This window comes from Cellulomonas sp. P4_H12, from assembly GCF_056400905.1.
The window spans coordinates 1-17,420 of record NZ_JBFUKJ010000005.1; the positions used below are offsets into that span (position 1 = coordinate 1).

16 protein-coding genes are annotated in these 17,420 nt (G+C 73.6%); 5 read left to right on the plus strand and 11 right to left on the minus strand.

Annotation, left to right across the window (positions count from 1 at the left end; genetic code table 11):
- Nucleotides 1-70: 70 nt before the first annotated feature.
- From ftsL to mraZ, 3 genes are all read right to left on the minus strand, one after another.
- Entirely contained in the window at nucleotides 71-487 is a 417-nt protein-coding gene (gene ftsL, locus AC1DQC_RS04125) for a cell division protein FtsL (protein WP_477049949.1), read from the minus strand.
- Nucleotides 484-1,500 carry a 16S rRNA (cytosine(1402)-N(4))-methyltransferase RsmH gene (gene rsmH / locus AC1DQC_RS04130; protein WP_477049950.1) on the minus strand — a complete coding sequence of 339 codons (1,017 nt, stop codon included), beginning with the start codon at nucleotides 1,498-1,500 and terminating at the stop codon, nucleotides 484-486. Before rsmH ends, ftsL begins: the two co-directional genes overlap by 4 nt.
- Nucleotides 1,501-1,644: 144 nt before the next feature.
- The gene (gene mraZ, locus AC1DQC_RS04135) at nucleotides 1,645-2,121 is read right to left on the minus strand and encodes a division/cell wall cluster transcriptional repressor MraZ (RefSeq protein WP_477049951.1); all 477 of its coding nucleotides are present in this window, start codon (nucleotides 2,119-2,121) and stop codon (nucleotides 1,645-1,647) included.
- Nucleotides 2,122-2,478: 357 nt separating this feature from the next.
- Here mraZ and AC1DQC_RS04140 point away from each other — a divergent pair, with 357 nt between their 5' ends.
- From AC1DQC_RS04140 to AC1DQC_RS04150, 3 genes are read left to right on the plus strand one after another with little or no spacing between them, the layout of a single operon-like run.
- On the plus strand, nucleotides 2,479-3,480 hold the full coding sequence (locus AC1DQC_RS04140; protein ID WP_477049952.1) for an AAA family ATPase: 1,002 nt from the start codon (nucleotides 2,479-2,481) through the stop codon (nucleotides 3,478-3,480).
- Nucleotides 3,480-4,727, plus strand: a complete 1,248-nt coding sequence (locus AC1DQC_RS04145) for a DUF58 domain-containing protein (protein ID WP_477049953.1) — start codon at nucleotides 3,480-3,482, stop codon at nucleotides 4,725-4,727. Before AC1DQC_RS04140 ends, AC1DQC_RS04145 begins: the two co-directional genes overlap by 1 nt.
- A complete protein-coding gene (locus AC1DQC_RS04150; protein ID WP_477049954.1) occupies nucleotides 4,724-7,009 on the plus strand; it encodes a transglutaminase TgpA family protein in 2,286 nt (761 codons plus the stop codon). Before AC1DQC_RS04145 ends, AC1DQC_RS04150 begins: the two co-directional genes overlap by 4 nt.
- On the opposite strand, the gene AC1DQC_RS04155 is transcribed toward AC1DQC_RS04150, so the two are convergent.
- From AC1DQC_RS04155 to AC1DQC_RS04165, 3 genes are read right to left on the minus strand one after another with little or no spacing between them, the layout of a single operon-like run.
- Entirely contained in the window at nucleotides 6,954-7,358 is a 405-nt protein-coding gene (locus AC1DQC_RS04155; protein ID WP_477049955.1) for a DUF3040 domain-containing protein, read from the minus strand. The genes AC1DQC_RS04150 and AC1DQC_RS04155 overlap by 56 nt on opposite strands.
- Nucleotides 7,359-7,397: 39 nt before the next feature.
- A complete protein-coding gene (dinB, locus tag AC1DQC_RS04160) occupies nucleotides 7,398-8,672 on the minus strand; it encodes a DNA polymerase IV (RefSeq protein ID WP_477049956.1) in 1,275 nt (424 codons plus the stop codon).
- 22 nt (nucleotides 8,673-8,694) lie between these two features.
- Nucleotides 8,695-9,165: an SAV_6107 family HEPN domain-containing protein gene (locus tag AC1DQC_RS04165; RefSeq protein ID WP_477049957.1), complete on the minus strand. Its 471-nt coding sequence runs from the start codon at nucleotides 9,163-9,165 to the stop codon at nucleotides 8,695-8,697.
- 95 nt (nucleotides 9,166-9,260) lie between these two features.
- Here AC1DQC_RS04165 and AC1DQC_RS04170 point away from each other — a divergent pair, with 95 nt between their 5' ends.
- Complete coding sequence (locus tag AC1DQC_RS04170; protein ID WP_477049958.1) at nucleotides 9,261-10,139, plus strand: spermidine synthase; 879 nt, start codon at nucleotides 9,261-9,263, stop codon at nucleotides 10,137-10,139.
- A 42-nt stretch (nucleotides 10,140-10,181) separates the two neighbouring features.
- Here the strand turns inward: AC1DQC_RS04170 and AC1DQC_RS04175 are convergent, their stop codons facing one another.
- From AC1DQC_RS04175 to AC1DQC_RS04195, 5 genes are all read right to left on the minus strand, one after another.
- The gene (locus AC1DQC_RS04175; RefSeq protein ID WP_028049841.1) at nucleotides 10,182-10,385 is read right to left on the minus strand and encodes a cold-shock protein; all 204 of its coding nucleotides are present in this window, start codon (nucleotides 10,383-10,385) and stop codon (nucleotides 10,182-10,184) included.
- 270 nt (nucleotides 10,386-10,655) lie between these two features.
- Nucleotides 10,656-11,591, minus strand: coding sequence for a PAC2 family protein (locus AC1DQC_RS04180; RefSeq protein ID WP_477049959.1), 936 nt, complete (start codon nucleotides 11,589-11,591; stop codon nucleotides 10,656-10,658).
- A gap of 71 nt (nucleotides 11,592-11,662) precedes the next feature.
- On the minus strand, nucleotides 11,663-12,040 hold the full coding sequence (locus AC1DQC_RS04185; protein WP_477050071.1) for a response regulator: 378 nt from the start codon (nucleotides 12,038-12,040) through the stop codon (nucleotides 11,663-11,665).
- 76 nt (nucleotides 12,041-12,116) lie between these two features.
- Nucleotides 12,117-13,685 (minus strand): sensor histidine kinase, encoded by a 1,569-nt coding sequence (locus AC1DQC_RS04190; protein WP_477049960.1) that lies wholly within the window; start codon nucleotides 13,683-13,685, stop codon nucleotides 12,117-12,119.
- Complete coding sequence (locus AC1DQC_RS04195; protein ID WP_477049961.1) at nucleotides 13,682-14,860, minus strand: PP2C family protein-serine/threonine phosphatase; 1,179 nt, start codon at nucleotides 14,858-14,860, stop codon at nucleotides 13,682-13,684. The genes AC1DQC_RS04190 and AC1DQC_RS04195 overlap by 4 nt, the downstream gene beginning before the upstream one ends.
- Nucleotides 14,861-15,103: 243 nt before the next feature.
- Here AC1DQC_RS04195 and AC1DQC_RS04200 point away from each other — a divergent pair, with 243 nt between their 5' ends.
- Entirely contained in the window at nucleotides 15,104-17,350 is a 2,247-nt protein-coding gene (locus AC1DQC_RS04200) for a HelD family protein (RefSeq protein ID WP_477049962.1), read from the plus strand.
- Nucleotides 17,351-17,420 lie beyond the last annotated feature (70 nt).

A 17,420-nucleotide genomic window follows, 5' to 3' on the forward strand; every position in this document is an offset into this window, starting at 1 on the left:
CGGTTGCTCGGCGCCGGGCGGCGGGTGCCGGTCTGCTCGGTGCGGGCGCGCGGGCGCGCGACCGGTGTCGTCATCCGCCCGCTCCCGCCGGCTCCGGCGTGCCCTGCACGCTGCCGTCGGACAGCCGCAGCCAGCCCGTGCCGTTGGTGGGGACCATGCCGAGCGCGGCCGCGGCGCCGGCGAGCTGCGTGGGCGACGCCTTCGCGTCGAGCTGCGCGGTGAGGTCCTGCTCGTCCTGGTTCAGCCGGCCCAGCTCGTTGGACAGGTCGTACTTGGCGTACGCGGTCGCCGCCATGGACGTGTTGAGCAGCAGCGCGGACAGCAGCGCACCGGCGAGGACGGCCATGCAGGCAAGGATGAACGGAACACGCGTCCTGGCGTGCTCCGGCGCGCGGACGACGCGAAGTCGGGGTGCGGGTGAAGCGGCCGCGCGCGGGCGCGCCGGGGCCGGGTAGGCAGTTGCTCGGGCAGCGGACTGGGCGCTCATGCTGCCCTCCTTCCGGTCGGACGTGGCATCAGGTGGTCAGGGGTGGGACGGACGCGCTCGGCGGCGCGGAGCCGCACCGACTGCGAGCGCGGGTTGTGCGCGAGCTCGGCCTCGTCGGCCTCCTCGGCGCCCCGCGTCACCAGGCGGAGGAACGGCGCGTGGGTCTCGGGCTCGACCGGGAGGTCGGGCGGCGCGCTGGACGTGGCGCCGACGGCGAGCGCCCGCTTGACCGCGCGGTCCTCGAGCGAGTGGTACGCCTCGACGACGATCCGGCCGCCGATCGCGAGCGCCTCGATCGACTGCGGCAGCGCACGCTCCAGCACCTCGATCTCGCCGTTCACCTCGATCCGCAGCGCCTGGAACGTGCGCTTGGCGGGGTTGCCCCCGGTCTTGCGCGTCGCGGCCGGGATGTTGGCCCGCACGATGCTCACCAGCTCGCCGGTGCGCTCGAGCGGCCGCTTCGCGCGCTGCGCGACGATCGCGCGGGCGATGCGCGGCGCGAACCGCTCCTCGCCGTACACCCGCAGGATCCGCGCGAGCTCCCGCTCGTCGTAGGTGTTGAGCACGTCCGCGGCGGTCTGCCCGGTCGTCGCGTCCATCCGCATGTCGAGCGGGGCGTCGGCCGAGTAGGAGAAGCCGCGCTCGCGCTCGTCCAGCTGCAACGACGAGACGCCGAGGTCCATGAGGACGCCCTGGACCTTGGCGATGCCGAGCCGGTCCAGCACGTCGTTGATCTCGTCGTAGACGGCGTGGACGCCGATGAAGCGGTCGCCGAAGGGGGCGAGCCGGCGGCCCGCCAGGTCGAGCGCCTGCGTGTCGCGGTCCAGCCCGACCACGCGTACCCGCGGGAACGCACGCAGGACGCCCTCGGTGTGGCCGCCCATGCCGAGCGTCGAGTCCACCAGCACGGGGTTCTCGACCTCGAACGCCGGCGCGAGCAGGTCCAGGCAGCGCTGCAGGAGCACCGGGGTGTGCCGGGACGCCGCGTCGTCGGGCGTCTGCTGCTCGGTCATCGCTGCTCCCTCCCCAGGGCGTGATGTGTGTGGTCAGGCGGCCCCTCCGCCGTCCGACCAGATCCCCCACCGACCCTCTGACGCCGGGGAAGTGCGTCAGAGATTCGGGAGGAGGTCTCACCGGGCGGGCTGGGTGGGCCTGTGTCAGAAGGGGCCGTTCGGGAAGACCTCCTCCGCGGTGTCGGCGTAGCCGGCCTCCTGCTCGGCCAGGTACGTCTCCCACGCGGTGAGGTCCCAGATCTCGACCCGGGTGCCTGTGCCGATGACGGCGACGTCGCGCTCGAGCCCCGCGTACTTGCGGAGCATCGGCGGGATGGAGATGCGGCCCTGCTTGTCGGGCAGCTCGTCGCTGGCACCGGACAGGAAGACACGCAGGTAGTCACGGGCCTGCCGGCTGGTGACCGGGGCCTGTCGGAGCTGGTCGTGCATGCGGCGGAACTCGTCCATCGGGAGCAGGAAGAGGCAGCGCTCCTGGCCACGGGTCATCACGAGGCCCGGCGCCAGCTGGCCACGGAACTTGGCCGGAAGGATGAGCCGCCCCTTCTCGTCCAGGCGCGGGGTGTACGTCCCGAGGAAGGGCGCGAAGGACCCGAAGGTGCCTGACGTCGACTCATACGACACCTCGCCCCCTCCGCTCCGCCGACGCGAGACTCCCTGCCTCACCACGTGCCTCCACGGTACTCCACTTCACTCCACCTGCCATCGGAGAAGTCCATGATTCACCCGATCGAGGCGGTATATGCCCAGGTCAGAGGCGGTGGAGCGAAGTGGAGGGCTGGGACGCCCCCGAGGCTGCGCGGGGCGTGTCGGAGCCGCCCCTGCGACCGAATTTCCGGAGGGATCGGACGAACCACCCCAGGTCAGGGGGAGATCGAGGCTGCGCCGGGTGGGTGGTGGAGCGAAGTGGGGGCCCCGTGGGCGATGAACTCCGCCCGCCCGACCTTTAGGCTCGGACCCAGTTCCGCCAAAGGAGGCGTCATGCTGCAGGCAGTCCCGTCGTCGAGCGAGCTCGAGGACGTCGTCGCGACCACGCACCGGATGCGTGCCGCCATCGAGGGCGTGGTGACCGGCCGCCCCGAGCTGGTCCGGGTCACCGTGGCCGTCCTGCTCGCCGAGGGGCACCTGCTTCTCGAGGACGTCCCCGGAGTGGGCAAGACGACGCTGGCCAAGGCGTTGGCCAAGACCATCGACTGCACGGTCGGCCGGATCCAGTTCACGCCGGACCTGCTGCCGTCCGACCTCACCGGCGTCAACATCTTCCGGTCGCAGACCCACGAGTTCGAGTTCCGGCCGGGACCCGTCTTCGCGCACGTCGTCATCGGCGACGAGATCAACCGCGCCTCGCCCAAGACGCAGTCCGCCCTCCTGGAGTGCATGCAGGAGGCGCAGGCCACGGTCGACGGCCGCACCTATCCCCTGCCGCGGCCGTTCCTCGTGGTCGCGACGCAGAACCCGGTGGAGATGGAGGGCACCTACCCGCTGCCCGAGGCCCAGCGCGACCGGTTCATGGCCCGCCTGACCGTCGGCTACCCCAGCATCGAGTCCGAGCTCGACATGCTGGACCTGCAGGAGACGTCAGACCCGCTGGACAGCCTCCGGTCGGTCACCGACGCCGCCCAGGTCAAGGCGCTCATCGAGACCACGCGTCGCCTCTTCGCCGCGCCGGCGGTGAAGCGCTACGTGGTCGACCTGGTGACCGCGACCCGCGAGGACCAGGGCCTGCGGCTCGGGGCGTCCCCGCGCGCCGCCATCCAGCTGCTGCGCGCGGCCAAGTCGCTCGCCGCCATGGACGGACGCGACCACGTGCTGCCGGACGACGTGCAGCAGCTCGGCGTCCCCGTGCTCGCGCACCGGCTGCTCCCCAGCACCGAGTCGCGGCTGTCCGGGCGCAGCACGTCCGACATCGTCACCGACATCCTCGACCGGGTGCCCCTGCCCTCTGCGGCGAACACGGCGCGCTCCCGCCGCGCGATCGGCTGATGCGCCTCCGCCCCACGCCCCGCGGCTGGGCCATCGGCATCGCCGGCCTGGTGGCGCTCCAGTTCGGCGTGGTGCTGGGCGCGGTCGACCTCGTGCGGATCGGCACGCTCGCGCTGCTGCTCGTGGTCGGGGCGGCCGTCGGCGTGGGGCTGCTGGACCCCGGTCGCGGCAAGCACCGCCTGAGCGTGCAGCGGCGTGCGACGCCGAACCCCGTGCACGCGGGCGACGAGGCGCAGATCGAGGTCACGATCGCCGCGACCGACCCGGCCGCCCGCGTGCGGCTGGCCGGCCTGAAGTTCGCCGAGCAGGCCGCCACCGAGCTCTCGGGCGGCCGCCCGCTGCGCGCGCGCGTCAACCGCGCGCCCCGCCGGGTCACGGTCACCTACGCGGTGCAGGCGGCCCGACGGGGGCGCTGGCCCCTCGGCCCGCTCGTCGTGACGCGCAGCGACCCCTTCGGCGTGGTCCGCACCTCCGCCACCCTCGGCGAGCAGGCCGAGGTGTCGGTGTGGCCGGCCGTGGTCCCCCTGCCGACCCCCGGCGACGTCCTGGTGGGCGAGCCCGACCGTGTCGCGCTCGGCGCGCGCACGCCGTCCACCGACGACGCGTCGCTGCGCGACTACCGCGAGGGCGACGACCTGCGGCGCGTCCACTGGAGCAGCAGCGCGCGCAAGGGCGCCCTCATGGTCCGCTCCGACGAGCGCGCCGGCATGCGCCCGGTGTCCGTGCTGCTCGACCTGCCGGCCCGGGTGGCCAGCCTGGAGTGGTCGATCTCGCTCGCGGCGTCCATGTCGTTGGCCATGCTCGACGGAGGACATCCCGTGCGGCTGGTGAGCGGCCTGCGCGAGGACGCGTCGGTGTACCCGCTGGCCTTCGTGCACAACCGCACGGGGCCCGGAGCCCGCAACGCCGTGCTCGACCGCACCATCGACCTCGAGTCCCCGCGCACGGCCGCGCAGGGCGAGGCCGAGCTCGTCGCGGCCGCCCACCTGCTGCAGACCACCGACGCCGGCGGCGAGATCGTCCTCGCCGTCCTCGGGCCGCTCGGTGCCGCCGCCCGGGCGGCGCTCGCCCACGTCGCCGACAACGCCCAGGCCTGGGCCGTGGTCCGGGCGGACACGCCCGCGCACGAGACCGAGGCCGAGCACACCGTCAAGGCACTGCGCCGGGCCGGCTGGCGCGCGTGCCGGGTCACGCCCGGCGAGCCCATCGTCGACTGCTGGCTGCGCCTGCTGGGGTCCGCGACATGACCGGGCGTCCCCAGCGCATCCCCCGCGGCCCCCGGTCGGCCCTCGGGTCGGCCCTCTGCGCCGCTGCCACCTGCGCGAGCCTCTACGCGCTCACCGGCCTGATCGTCCGCGGCGGCTGGCTCGTCGCCACCTGGTTGATCGTGCTGGTGGTCGCGGCGATCGTCGTCGGCGTGCGCGCCGTGACGCGGTCCTGGTGGGCGCCGACCCTCGTCGGTGCCGTCGTGGCCGTCGGCATCGTCCTCGTGCGCTACGGCGCTCCCCCGGGACGCCTGCAGGTCCTGCCCGACGGCGGCTCCCTCGAGCGGACGCTGGCCACCGCGCGCGAGGGTGTGGCCGTCATCAACGCCTCGCTCGTCCCGATGGCCGGCGTCCGGCCCGCGGAGCTGCTGGTCGTCGTCGGCGCGGTCGTCGTCTTCCTCGTCGCCGACCTCGTGGCGATCGGGCTGGGCATGCCCGCGGTGGCGGGCGTGGCCTTCGCGGGGCTCTGGGTGCCCGCGATCATCCTCGGGTTCCCGGCGAGCGGCTGGGCGATCGCGTGGACCGCCTTCTTCTACCTGCTCCTGCTCGCGCTCAGCGCCGCTCCGGCGTCGGCCCACACCGACCGGGGCCGGCGCGCCACGGTCGCCGTCCTGTCCTCGCTCTCGCTCATCGTCGCGACCCTGCTGGCCGGTCCCGCCGTCGCCGCGTTCCCCGGGTGGGCCACCATGCGCCTGCCGAGCTTCGGCAGCGGACCCGTCGGACCCATGTCGCTCAGCGACCAGCTCGATCTGCGCGAGAGCCTGGGCTCCCGGTCCGGGCAGGTCGTCCTGCGGTACTCCGTCACCCCCGTGGCCCCGGTGGTCGAGGGGACGGTCGACGCACCCACCCCCACTCCGTCGGTGGCCAACGTCACCGCCTCCGACGTCGGCCCCCTGCGCGCCTTCACGCTCACCACCTTCGACGGCCAGTCCTGGGACCGCACCGAGGCCACCGAGCTCGAGTCCTGGGACCCGGCGACGCTGCTGGCGTCCGACCCGGCGATCCGCGGCACCGCACCGGACGCCGACCGCGGCACGCTCGGCGACGTCCGCGTCGAGGTCGCCGGCCTGCGTGAGCGGCGACTGCCCGTGAGCACCTTCCCGCGCACGGTGAACGCCTCCGGCACCTGGGAGTACGACTCCGCCCGCGACGAGGTGGTCGGCCGACGCGGCACCTTCGACGGCATGACGTACGCGATGACGGTCGAGATCCCGTCGCTGACCGCCGACGACCTGGCCGACACCCCGGTGGGCGACCCCGGCGACGACGGTGCCTCGCTCGCCGTGCCGCAGACCAGCCACACCGACGACGTCACCGAGCTCGCGCAGGAGATCACCGCGGACGCGAGCACGCCCTACGAGCAGGCCATGGCGCTGCAGACGTACTTCCGGGCGACGACGAACTTCACGTACGACACCCGCGTCGCCCCCTCCCGGTCGGACGACGCGGTCTGGGACTTCGTGCAGTCGAAGAAGGGGTACTGCGTCCAGTTCTCGACCTCGATGGCGATGATGGCCCGCACCCTCGGCATCCCGGCCCGGGTCGGCGTCGGCTTCCTGCCCGGCGAGTCCGACCGCAACGGCGCGTACGTCGTCACCGGCCACGAGTCGCACGCCTGGCCCGAGCTGTTCTTCGAGGGCTACGGCTGGGTGCGCTTCGAGCCCACCCCCGCCGTCCAAACCGGGGCGCCCCCGCGGTGGAGCGACCCGTTCCAGGGCGTCTCCGCCCAGGGCGACGTCCCCGACAACCTCGTGCCGTCGTCGCGTCCGCTGGCCACCGCTCCGGCGGTGCCGACCACCCAGCCGTCCGCCAACTCGGCCGACGACGCCGGACGCGCCTGGCTGCCGGTGGGGATCACGGTCGCCGTCGTGCTGGCCCTCGCGTCCGTCGGGCTTGCGGTCGTCCGCCGCCGCACCCGGTTCCGCGCCGACCTCACCCCGGAGCGCGCGTGGCTGCGGGCCCGCAAGCGCCTCGCGGGACGCGGCGTCACCTGGACCGACTCCGACACGCCTCGGACGGTCGTCGGCTCTGTGCAGGACCAGCTGCAGCGGCTGGCCGGGTCGTCGTTGACCGGAGCTCCCGCCGAGGCGTTCGAGTCACTGGCGCGCACCGTCGAGCGCGACCGTTACGCGCCGGTGCAGCCCGACGTGGATCCGGCGGTGCTGGCCGGATGGGTGGACGAGATGACGTCCGGGGTCGAGACCTTGTTCAGCGACCGCTCTCGCCGCGCCGACGCTCCCAGCGCTCCTCGAGGCGGCTCATGAAGCCGGCGCGCTGACGCCCGCGCGAGGGGGTCGGCTTGACCTTCCCGTCGCCCTGCACCACGCCCTGCGGTCCCGAGCGGCGCCCCGACCCACGGCGCGGGTCGGCGAACGCGAAGGCCACCGCGGCGAACATGACCACGAAGCCGACGACGCCCAGCCACGCGCGGCTGTTCGCCGCGCCGAGCACGAGCAGCAGCAGACCGACAGACGCCCCGACTCCCGCGATGACGTATCGGCCGAACGGGCGATGCCCGCGCTGAGTCAGCGTGTTCGCGAGTCGAGGATCGTCAGAGGTCAGCTGCCGTTCCATCTGCTCGAGCACGCGCTGCTCGTACTCCGAGAGTGGCATTCTGACCCCCGTTGTCAGCTTGTGGACCTGCGTTCGGGTTCAGGATAGATCCGCCGGAACGAAGGTGGTAGTCGAGGGTGAGGTTACTCCACCTGCCTGAGAGGCCGGGGCCCCGATCGCTCCCTTTCCGAACCGGTCGCGCACCACGACCATCACCCTCTCGGCGTCCCTGCGAGCCCGGAACGGCCCGTCCGACGCCTCGTCGTAAGTGGGTTGGCGGACCACCGACGCCGCGGGTGAGAGGCTCTCCGCCCGCACGCCCACGAGGCGCACCGCCTGGCCACCGAGATCCACGCCGGCCAGCAGCTCCCGCGCCACCAGGTAGAGCTCGCGCCCCACGTCGGTGGGGGTCAGCAGCGTGCGCGAGCGGGTGAGCGTACGGAGGTCGGACGTGCGCACCTTCACGCTGATCGTGCGGGTGACCAGGCCGTTCCTGCGCAGCCGGACGGCGCACCGGTCCGCCAGCTCGCGCGCCTTGTCCTGCACCAGGGCCAGGTCGGCGACGTCCACGGCGAACGTCTCCTCGGCACCGAGCGACCGCTCCTCGCGGCCTGGTCGGACCGGCCGCGGGTCACGACCCCACGACAGGTCGTGCAGGTGCGCGCCCACGACCTTGCCCACCGCGTGCTGCACCGTCKACACGTCGCTGTCGGCGAGCTCAGCCACCGTGCGGATCCCCCACCGGGCCAGCGCCGCCTCCGTCTTTTCACCCACCCCCCTCAGCGCCCCCACAGGAAGCACCCGCAGGAAGCCGACCGTCGCCGCCCGCGGGACCAGCAGGATGCCGTCCGGCTTGGCCTGCCCGGAGGCCAGGTTGGCGACGAACTTGGTGGAGCCGATGCCGACCGAGCACGTGATCCCGAACTGCTCACGGACCCGCCGGCGGATGATCTGGGCGATGACGGTCGGTGGTCCGAGCCGCCGGCGAGCGCCCGCCACATCGAGGAACGCCTCGTCGATGCTGACCTGCTCGACGAGCGCCGTGATGTCGGCGAGCACCCGCATCACGCCCGCCGACACCTCGTGGTACGCGTCGTGGTCGGGCGCGACCACGACCGCCTGCGGACACTGCCGCAGCGCGACCGACATCGGCATCGCGGCGTGCACGCCGAAGGCGCGCGCCTCGTACGTGGCAGCCAGCACGACGCCGCGGGACGCGCCGCCCACGATCACGGGCAGGCCCCTCAGCTGGGGTCGGCGCGCCAGCTCCACCGACGCGAAGAACGCGTCCATGTCCACGTGCATGATCGAGCAGCCGAGCTCGTCGCGACCCCAGTCCCGCTTCGCCTCGGCCGACCGAGGCCCGCGGCTCATCCCGCGGCCAAGCCGGCGGGGCTCACGACGCAGCCAGGACGCGCATGCTCAACGTCCGGCCGGCCACGGCGTCCGCACCCTCGTGCACCAGGTCGCGGACCGCGTCGACGAAGTCCTCCGCGGCGCACACGGCTTCCTCGCCCCGCTGCGGCCCGACCAGCTCGAACCGTCCGGCCTCGACCGCCGAGCGCAACGAGGCGGCGTCCGCGAAGTACGTGGACCACGACGTCAGCTCGGGCGCGACCATGCCGAGCATCGCCCAGACGGTGCGCGGAGCCCCGCGGCCCGACGGCGTGCCCCGGAAGGCGACGGCGGCGGCCCCGGCGCGCAGCGCGGCGAGGTGCGCGTGGGACAGCTGCTCCCACGGTTCGGTCGAGAACTGCGCGGCGAGCAGCTCTGCGTCCGCACGACTGAGGAGCTCGAGCACGCGTGCCGGGACCGGCGCCCCCGTGGTCGTGCCACCCGTGCCGTGCTGAGCGAGCCGCTGGTCCATGCCGCCGTCCCCTTCGCTTCCGTCCGTCCCTGTCTCCAGTATCGAACACCTGTTCGATGCCGTCAAGCCCTCGTCGGGCGCCGTAGCGTGTGCCCATGGCCGCCCGCGACCGCTCCGCCCGACGCAGCCCAGGCTCGCACCGACCACCCACACGGCCCGCCTCCCGCGCACCGTGGCCCACCGGACCGCTGCCCATCGCGACGGGGACGGTCGAGCTGGTCCGGGACCTCGACGACCCCGACGGGGTGACGGTCCTGGTCAACGGCGTGCCCAGCTCGTACCTCGACCTGGTGGACCCGACCCGGCTCGACTTCGAGTACATGCAGCAGATGGCCGCGGTGATCGACCGGGTCGGCGACGCGGGGGGTCCGCTCGACGTGGTGCACCTGGGCGCCGCGGGCTGCGCGCTGGCCCGCGCCGTGGACGCCGCACGCCCCGGCTCGCGGCAGCTGGCGGTGGAGCTGGACCCGACGCTCGCGGAGCTGGTGCGCGGCTGGTTCGACCTGCCCCGCTCCCCCGCGCTGCGGATCCGCGCGGGCGACGCGCGCGCGGAGCTGGAGAAGCTGGCCGACTCGTCGGCGGACGTGGTGGTCCGCGACGTCTTCGCCGGCGACAGCACGCCCGACCACGTCCGGACGCAGGAGATGGTCGCGCACGTCGCGCGCGTCCTGCGCCCGGGCGGCGTCTACCTGGTCAACTGCGCCGACCGGCCCCCGCTGGCCGGCGCGCGGGCGGAGGGCGCGACGCTGCTCGCGACGTTCGCCGACCTGGCGGTCGTCGCCGAGCCCGGGCTCCTGCGGGGTCGCGGCTACGGCAACGTCGTGCTCGCCGCGACGGACGACCCGGAGCTGCTCGGATCGGCCCGGCTGGCCCGCGCCATCCGCAGCCTCCCCGCGCCGGCCCGGCTGCTGCACCGCGACGAGGCCGCGGCGTTCGTCGGAAAGGCTCCGGTCCTGACCGACCCCCAGGCATGACGAAGGGCCGCACCCGAGCGGGTGCGGCCCCTCGCAGGAAGATCAGAGCGGACGGACGCTCTCGGCCTGCGGGCCCTTGGCGCCCTGCGTGATCTCGAACTCGACGCGCTGGCCCTCGTCGAGGCTGCGGTAGCCCGAGGAGTCGATCGCGGAGTAGTGGACGAAGACGTCGGCGCCGCCGCCGTCCTGGGCGATGAACCCGTAGCCCTTCTCAGCGTTGAACCACTTGACAGCACCCTGTGCCATGTTCGTTTCCTTCTGTCCCACCGGTGACGGCGCTGGCCTTCTGCCTGCACCGTGCCGCAATGCCTCACGTCCTGCACCGGGTGGCCCAGCCGAGAACGACTGGTCGGAACCGACCGCGAGCCGAGGCCCGGGTGCGATCCCTCTCGAACAAGCCGGTCAAGCGAGTACGTCACTGCAACGTGTGCATCCTTACATCGGGCCCGCGGGCCGCGCCACGCTTTCGCCCTACCGGCGCACACGGTTTGACAACGATCTGGTAAAGGCGGGGCCTCAGATGGCCGGGCCGTCGTCGCCCTGCTGGGCCAGGAAGCGCTCGAACTCGGCCCCCAGCTCGTCGGCGGTMGGCAGCTCGTTGGACCCGGCGAGCAGGCTCGTGCGGCCGATGTTGCGCGTGAACGAGTCGTACTGCTCCTCGAGCGCGTGCACCACGGCGGCGACGTCCTCCGAGCCGGTGACCTGCCGCTCGATCTCGGACATGGCCTCCTCGGCGGCGGGCGTCAGGGCGCCGACCTGCAGGTCCAGACCCGTCGCGCGCTCGACGTTGGTCAGCGCCGCCTGGCTCGCCTGCGGGAACGCGGACTGCGCGAGGTAGTGCGGCACGTGGACCGCGAACCCCACCGCGTCGTGCCCCGACTGCCCGAGGCGCAGCTCCAGCAGCGCGCTCGCGCTGGCGGGCACCTGCACGGTGCCGAACCACGAGGTGTGGTCCGCGACGAGCTCCGGCCGGGTGGCGTGCGCCGTGACCGACAGCGGCCGCGTGTGCGGGATGCCCATGGGGATGCCGTGCACCCCGACGGTCAGCGGCACGTCGAAGCGCTCGACGATCTGCCGGACGGCGGCCACGTACCGCTCCCACTGCACGTCGGGCTCGACCCCGTGCAGGAGCAGGAACGGCACGCCGCTCGCGTCCTGCACCAGGTCGACCACCAGCTCGGGCTCCGTGTAGGAGGACCACGTCGACTGGTCGAACGTCATGACCGGTCGCCGCGAGCGGTAGTCCAGCAGCTGGTCGACGTCGAACGTCGCCAGCCGCGTCGTCGGCAGCTCCTCGACCAGGTGCTCGGCGGCCAGCTGACCGGCGTTGCCCGCGTCCACGAAGCCGCGCACCGCGTGCACGAGGACGGGGCCGGCGCCGTTCACGGTCCGCGCCTCGACCTGGGCGGCGACCTCCGGGTCGACGTCGTAGATCTCGCTCGGGTTCAGCATGGGTGTCCGCTCACTTCCGTCCGGTCCGGGTTACCGGGGACAACGCGAACCCCCGACGAGTTCTTCCCGGGTCAGCGACCGGGCAGCCGGACGACCTCGACGAAGAACTCGTCGATCTGGCGCACGACCTCGATGAACCGGTCGAAGTCCACGGGCTTGGTGACGTACGCGTTCGCGTGCAGCGAATAGCTGCGTACGACGTCCTCCTCCGCCTCCGACGTCGTCAGCACGACCACCGGGATCGAGCGCAGGTCCGCGTCCGCCTTGAGCGCCTGCAGGACCTCGCGGCCGTCMATGCGCGGCAGGTTGAGGTCGAGCAGGATCAGGTCGGGCGTCGGGGCCTCGACGTGCTCGCCCTCCTTGCGCAGGAACTCCAGCGCGCTCACCCCGTCGGAGACGACCGACAGGCGGTTGCGCAGCTTGTTGTCCTCGAACGCCTCGCGGGTCATCAGGACGTCGCCAGGGTCGTCTTCGACCAGGAGGACGTCGATGATCTTGGTGCTCGCAGCCACAGGGGCACTCCGTTCAGGCTCGGTCGTCGGCAGCGGGAAGGGTCCAGCGGATGCTGGTGCCCTCGCCGTCGGGCTGCTCGATCCAGATGCGACCGCCGTGGAACTCGACGATCTTCTTGCACAACGAGAGCCCGATGCCGGTGCCCTCGTAGACGTCCTTCGCGTGCAGCCGCTGGAAGATGACGAACACCCGCTCCGCGTACTGCTCGTCGATCCCGATGCCGTTGTCGCGACACTCGAGCTCCCAGAAGTCTCCCACGAGCCGCGCGCTCAGGTGGACGGTCGGAGGCCGGTCCGGGTGGCGGAACTTGATCGCGTTGCCGACGAGGTTCTGGAACAGCTGGACCAGCAGCGGCTCCTCCCCCCGGACCACCGGGAGCTCGTCATGCGTCACCACGGCACCCGACTCGGCCACGGCCTCGCTGAGGTTCTCGAGCGCGTCCGCGAGCACGGCGCCGAGGTCGACGTCGGTGACCTCGCCCCCGACGCGCCCGACGCGCGAGAAGCCCAGGAGGTCCTGGATGAGGCGCTGCATGCGCTTGGCACCGTCGACCGCGAACGCGATGTACTGGTCGGCCCGCTCGTCCATCTGCCCGCCGTAGCGCTTCTGCAGCAGCTGCGTGAAGCTCGCGATCTTGCGCAGCGGCTCCTGCAGGTCGTGCGAGGCCACGTAGGCGAACTGCTCGAGGTCCCGGTTCGAGCGGCGCAGCTCCTCGGCCTGATCGGTGAGCTGCTCGTGGGCCAGCGCGATCTCGGCGCGGGAGGCCTCCAGCACGTGCACCTGCTCGACGAGCGCCACGCGCATGCGCTCGACGTCACCCGCCAGCGCCGCGATCTCCCCCGGCCCGACCGTCTCGACCGGGTGCAGCAGGTCACCCGAGGAGACCGCGCGCGCGTCCGTGGCGAGCGCGTCGAGGGGCTCGAGGATCCAGCGTCGCAGGGTCACCCACAGCGCGATGCCCAGCGCGACGGCCGCCAGCACGAGCAGGCCGACCGTGGCCCCCGCGATCGTGGTCCACAGGTGGAGCTCGTCCAGGGCGTCGACGCGGCGTTCGCGCAGCAGGTCGGTGTAGCCGTCGGCGGCCGCGCGGGCCTGATCGAAGAGCACCCGGCCCTGCTCGATCTCGTCCGGGGTCACCGCGCCCTTGCCGCCCGCGTCGACCTCGGCCATCACCGGGACGGCGAACTCCTCGTTCCACGTCCGGGCGGCGTCGGCCGCGGCCTGCGCGGCCGTCGCGAGCTCCTCGTCGTCGCCGCGCGCCGCGGTCTCGGCCAGGGTGGCGAACGACACGTCGTCGGCCATGGCGCGGTCGTAGGGCTCGAGAGTGATCGGGTCACCCGTGAGGGCGTAGCCGCGGACCGCGGTCTCGGCGTCGATGAGCTGGATGTAGGCGCCGTCGGCGAGCGTGATGGCGTTGAAGTACGTCTGGGTCACGGCCTCCTGGCGGTCCACGAGCCGGACCAGCACGAAGGCGGCGCCGAGCACCACCACGAGCAGGGCGGCGCCGGCCGCGATGATGACCGTGCGCAGGCGCCGGCGCAGGGTCGAGGAACGCCTCGCGGGCGTCGTGCCAGCGCTCACGCAGACCATCCGAGGACGACCACCGCGGCGTCGTCGACGAGGTCGCCGCCGTGCAGGGCGCGCACGTCGTGCAGCACCCGGTCGACCAGGTCGTCCTGCGGCGCGCTGCCGAGGGCCCCGTCGACGATGCGCAGCAGACCGGTCTTGCCGACGCGGTCCGAGCCGCCGGCGATCGTGGCCTCGAGGACGCCGTCCGTGTACAGCAGGATGCGCCAGGACGCGCCGAGCTCCAGGCGGACGGGCTCCCACCCGCCGCTCACCGGGATGCCGAGCGCCCGCCCGCGACCGTGCGTGGGCAGGAGCTGGGACGGCGCGCCGAGCAGCAGCGGCACGGGGTGACCCGCCAGGTAGAGGTCCACGGAGCCGCGGTCCGCGGCGACGTCGAGCATGGAGACGGTGGTGAAGATCTCCGGCCGGGCGCGCTCGGACATCAGCACGCGCTCGAGCAGGCCGAGGATCTGGACCGTCGGCACCTCGGCCAGGACCAGGGTCCGCCAGGCGGTGCGGAGGGTGGCGCCCAGCGCGGCCTCGTCGGGCCCGTGCCCGCAGACGTCGCCGACCAGCGCGAGGACGGAGCCGTCCGGGCGCTCGACGACGTCGTAGAAGTCGCCGCCGAGCACGCCGTCGCGACCGGCGCGGTAGCCGACCCGCACCTCGAGCTGCTGGTCCGCGACGGACGGCGTCGGCAGGAGCGCGCGCTCGAGCCGGTTGACCTCCTCCGCGCGGACGAGGCTGCGGTACAGGGCACGGTCGGTGTCCTCGAGCCGGCGACGCTGGATCGCGTACCGGATCGACCGCCCGAGCAGCTCGCCGTCGACCTCGCCCTTGACCAGGTAGTCCTGGGCTCCGGCGGCCACGGCGGCCAGGCCGACGTCGGTGCCCGAGAGCCCGGTGAGCACGACGACGGCGGGGGCGCCCGCGCCGAGCAGCCGCTCGAGGGCCGCGATGCCCATCGCGTCGGGCAGGCCCAGGTCGAGCAGCACGACGTCGACGTCCAGCCGGTCGATCGCCTCGTCCAGAGTCCGCGCCCAGGACAGGTCGACACGCAGGCCGGCGTCCTCGAGGTGCTCGCGGACCAGGATCGCGTCGCCCTCGTCGTCCTCGACGAGCAGCAGACGGATCGGCGCGGCCACCGTGTGGGTCTCTCGGGGCACCGCAGTGCGTGCCTCGCTCAAGAATGCTCCTCCCGGCCGTTCGCCTGCCTCTGCTCGACAGACACCCGAAGCGTAGGGTGCCCGCCCGGCCTCTGCGCGCCATCTCACCCGCTCCGGGACCGCACCCACCCGGACGGGCGTGTGCACCGGGGTCGCGGACAACGGATAATGGACGGCCGCTCCGCGCGCCGCGCCGTCCCTCGGCCGGGGCAGGAGCCGCGCAACGCACGGCCGGGTCGCCCCGGCGGAACGGAGATCGCCCAGGTGGCAGGCATGGACAACGAGCTGACCGGTGAGCAGCGGGTGGTCGACCAGCTGTACGGGCGGCTCGACGACCTGCGCGCGCAGATGCGGGCACGGTTGGCGGACGTCCGCCGCGAGGGTCCGTCGGGCTCTCCGCAGAACCGCAGCGAGCGGGACGCGTTCGCCACCCTCTACGAGGACCGCATCGCCCAGCTCGAGGCCGTCGAGGAGCGCCTCGCCTTCGGCCGCCTCGACCTCGAGGACGGGTCCCGACGGTACATCGGCCGCCTCGGGCTGACGGACGAAGAGCAGACGCAGCTGCTCACCGACTGGCGGGCACCCGCGGCGCAGGCGTTCTACCGCGCCACCGCCGCGCACCCCGACGGCGTCGTGCGCCGTCGGCACGTGGTGACGCGCGGCCGCACCGTCACCAGCGTCGAGGACGAGGTGCTCGACCTGGACCTGCTCAGCGAGGACTCGGACGCGCGGCTGAGCGGCCTGTCCGGCGAGGGCGCGCTGCTCGCCGGCCTGGCCGCGGGACGCACCGGCCGGATGGGCGACATCGTCGCCACGATCCAGGGCGAGCAGGACGCGATCATCCGCTCCGAGCTGGGCGGCGCGCTCGTCGTGCAGGGTGGCCCCGGCACAGGCAAGACCGCCGTCGCGCTGCACCGTGCGGCCTACCTGCTGTACGCGCACCGCCGCATGCTCGAGCGTTCCGGCGTGCTGCTCGTCGGCCCCAGCCGCACGTTCCTGCGGTACATCGACCAGGTGCTCCCCTCCCTCGGCGAGACGGGCGTGGTCACCACGACGGTCGCCGAGCTGTACCCGGGCATCCAGGCGACCGCCACCGAGGACGAGGCCGTCGCGGAGCTCAAGGGCCGGGCGCTGTGGGGCAGCGTCATCGCGCGCGCCGTGCGCGACCGGGAACGGATCCCGGCGCAGCCCGTGCAGGTCCGCGTCGACGGGCACGACCTGGTGATCCGGCCGAACGACATCGCCTCCGCGATGGCCCGCGCCCGGCGCAACCACAAGCCGCACAACCAGGCACGCGTCTCTTTCGTGCGGGACATGCTCGGCCGGCTCGCGGAGCAGTACGTCCTGCAGCTGGGCGGTGACGTGCCCGCCGACGAGCGCGGCGAGATCATCGAGGAGCTGCGGACCACCCGCGAGATCCGGGTGGCGCTCAACCTCGCCTGGATGCCGATCACGCCGCAGAAGCTCGTCGCGGACCTGTGGTCCAAGCCGCACCGGCTCGCGTCCGCCGCACCCCAGCTCACGCCGCAGCAGCGCGCGATGCTCGTGCGCGACGCCGACGCGCCGTGGACCCCGGCCGACGTCCCCCTGCTCGACGAGGCGGCCGAGCTGCTGGGCGAGGACGACCAGGCGGCCCGCGCCGAGGCCCGCGCCGCCTCGGAGCGCCGCGCGTCCGAGATCGCGTACGCCCGGCAGGTGCTGGAGTCGACGGGCAGCGGCGGCATGGTGTCCGCCGAGATGCTGGCCGACAGGTTCGCGGTGAGCGGCCCGACGCTGACCACCGCCGAGCGCGCGGCCGCGGACCGGTCGTGGACGTACGGGCACGTGGTGGTCGACGAGGCGCAGGAGCTCTCCGCGATGGCGTGGCGCTCCCTCCTGCGGCGGGTGCCGACGAGGTCGCTGACGATCGTCGGCGACGTCGCCCAGACCACCGCCACCGCGGGCGCCCGCAGCTGGGCGGCCCAGCTCGACCCCGTCCTGCGCACGTCGTGGCGGCTCAGCCAGCTGACCGTGAACTACCGGACGCCCGCCGAGGTGGCCGACACCGCGCGCCGGGTCGCGGTCGCCGCCGGGCTCCCGGTGAGCCCGCTGACGTCGGCCCGCGACGTGGAGGACTCCCTGGTGGTCGAGGCGAGGTCCGACCTCGTGGCCGCCGTCACCGAGCGCACCGAGAAGCTCGCGGCCGAGGTCACCGACTCCTCGGGCGCGGGTCGGATCGCCGTCATCGCCGTGCAGGCGCGGCTGGACGGGATCGCCGACGCCCTGCGCGCGGCGGGGCTGCGGCCCGCGCTCGGCACCGGATCGAGCGCCGCCGACCTCGACGCGCCGCTGCTCGTGCTGACCCCGCGCGAGGCCAAGGGCCTCGAGTTCGACGTCGTCGTGCTCGTCGAGCCCGCCGAGGTGATCGACGCGAGCGCCGGCGACCTCTACGTGGCCATGACCCGGCCCACCCGCGCGCTGCACGTCTTCCACCACCGTCCGCTCCCCCGCGGCTGGGCCGAGCGCGGCTGACCTGCGCGTCTCACGCGTGTCCGAGGGCCGGACCGGTGTGGGCCGCGGCGGCTGTGAGGCGCACCATAGG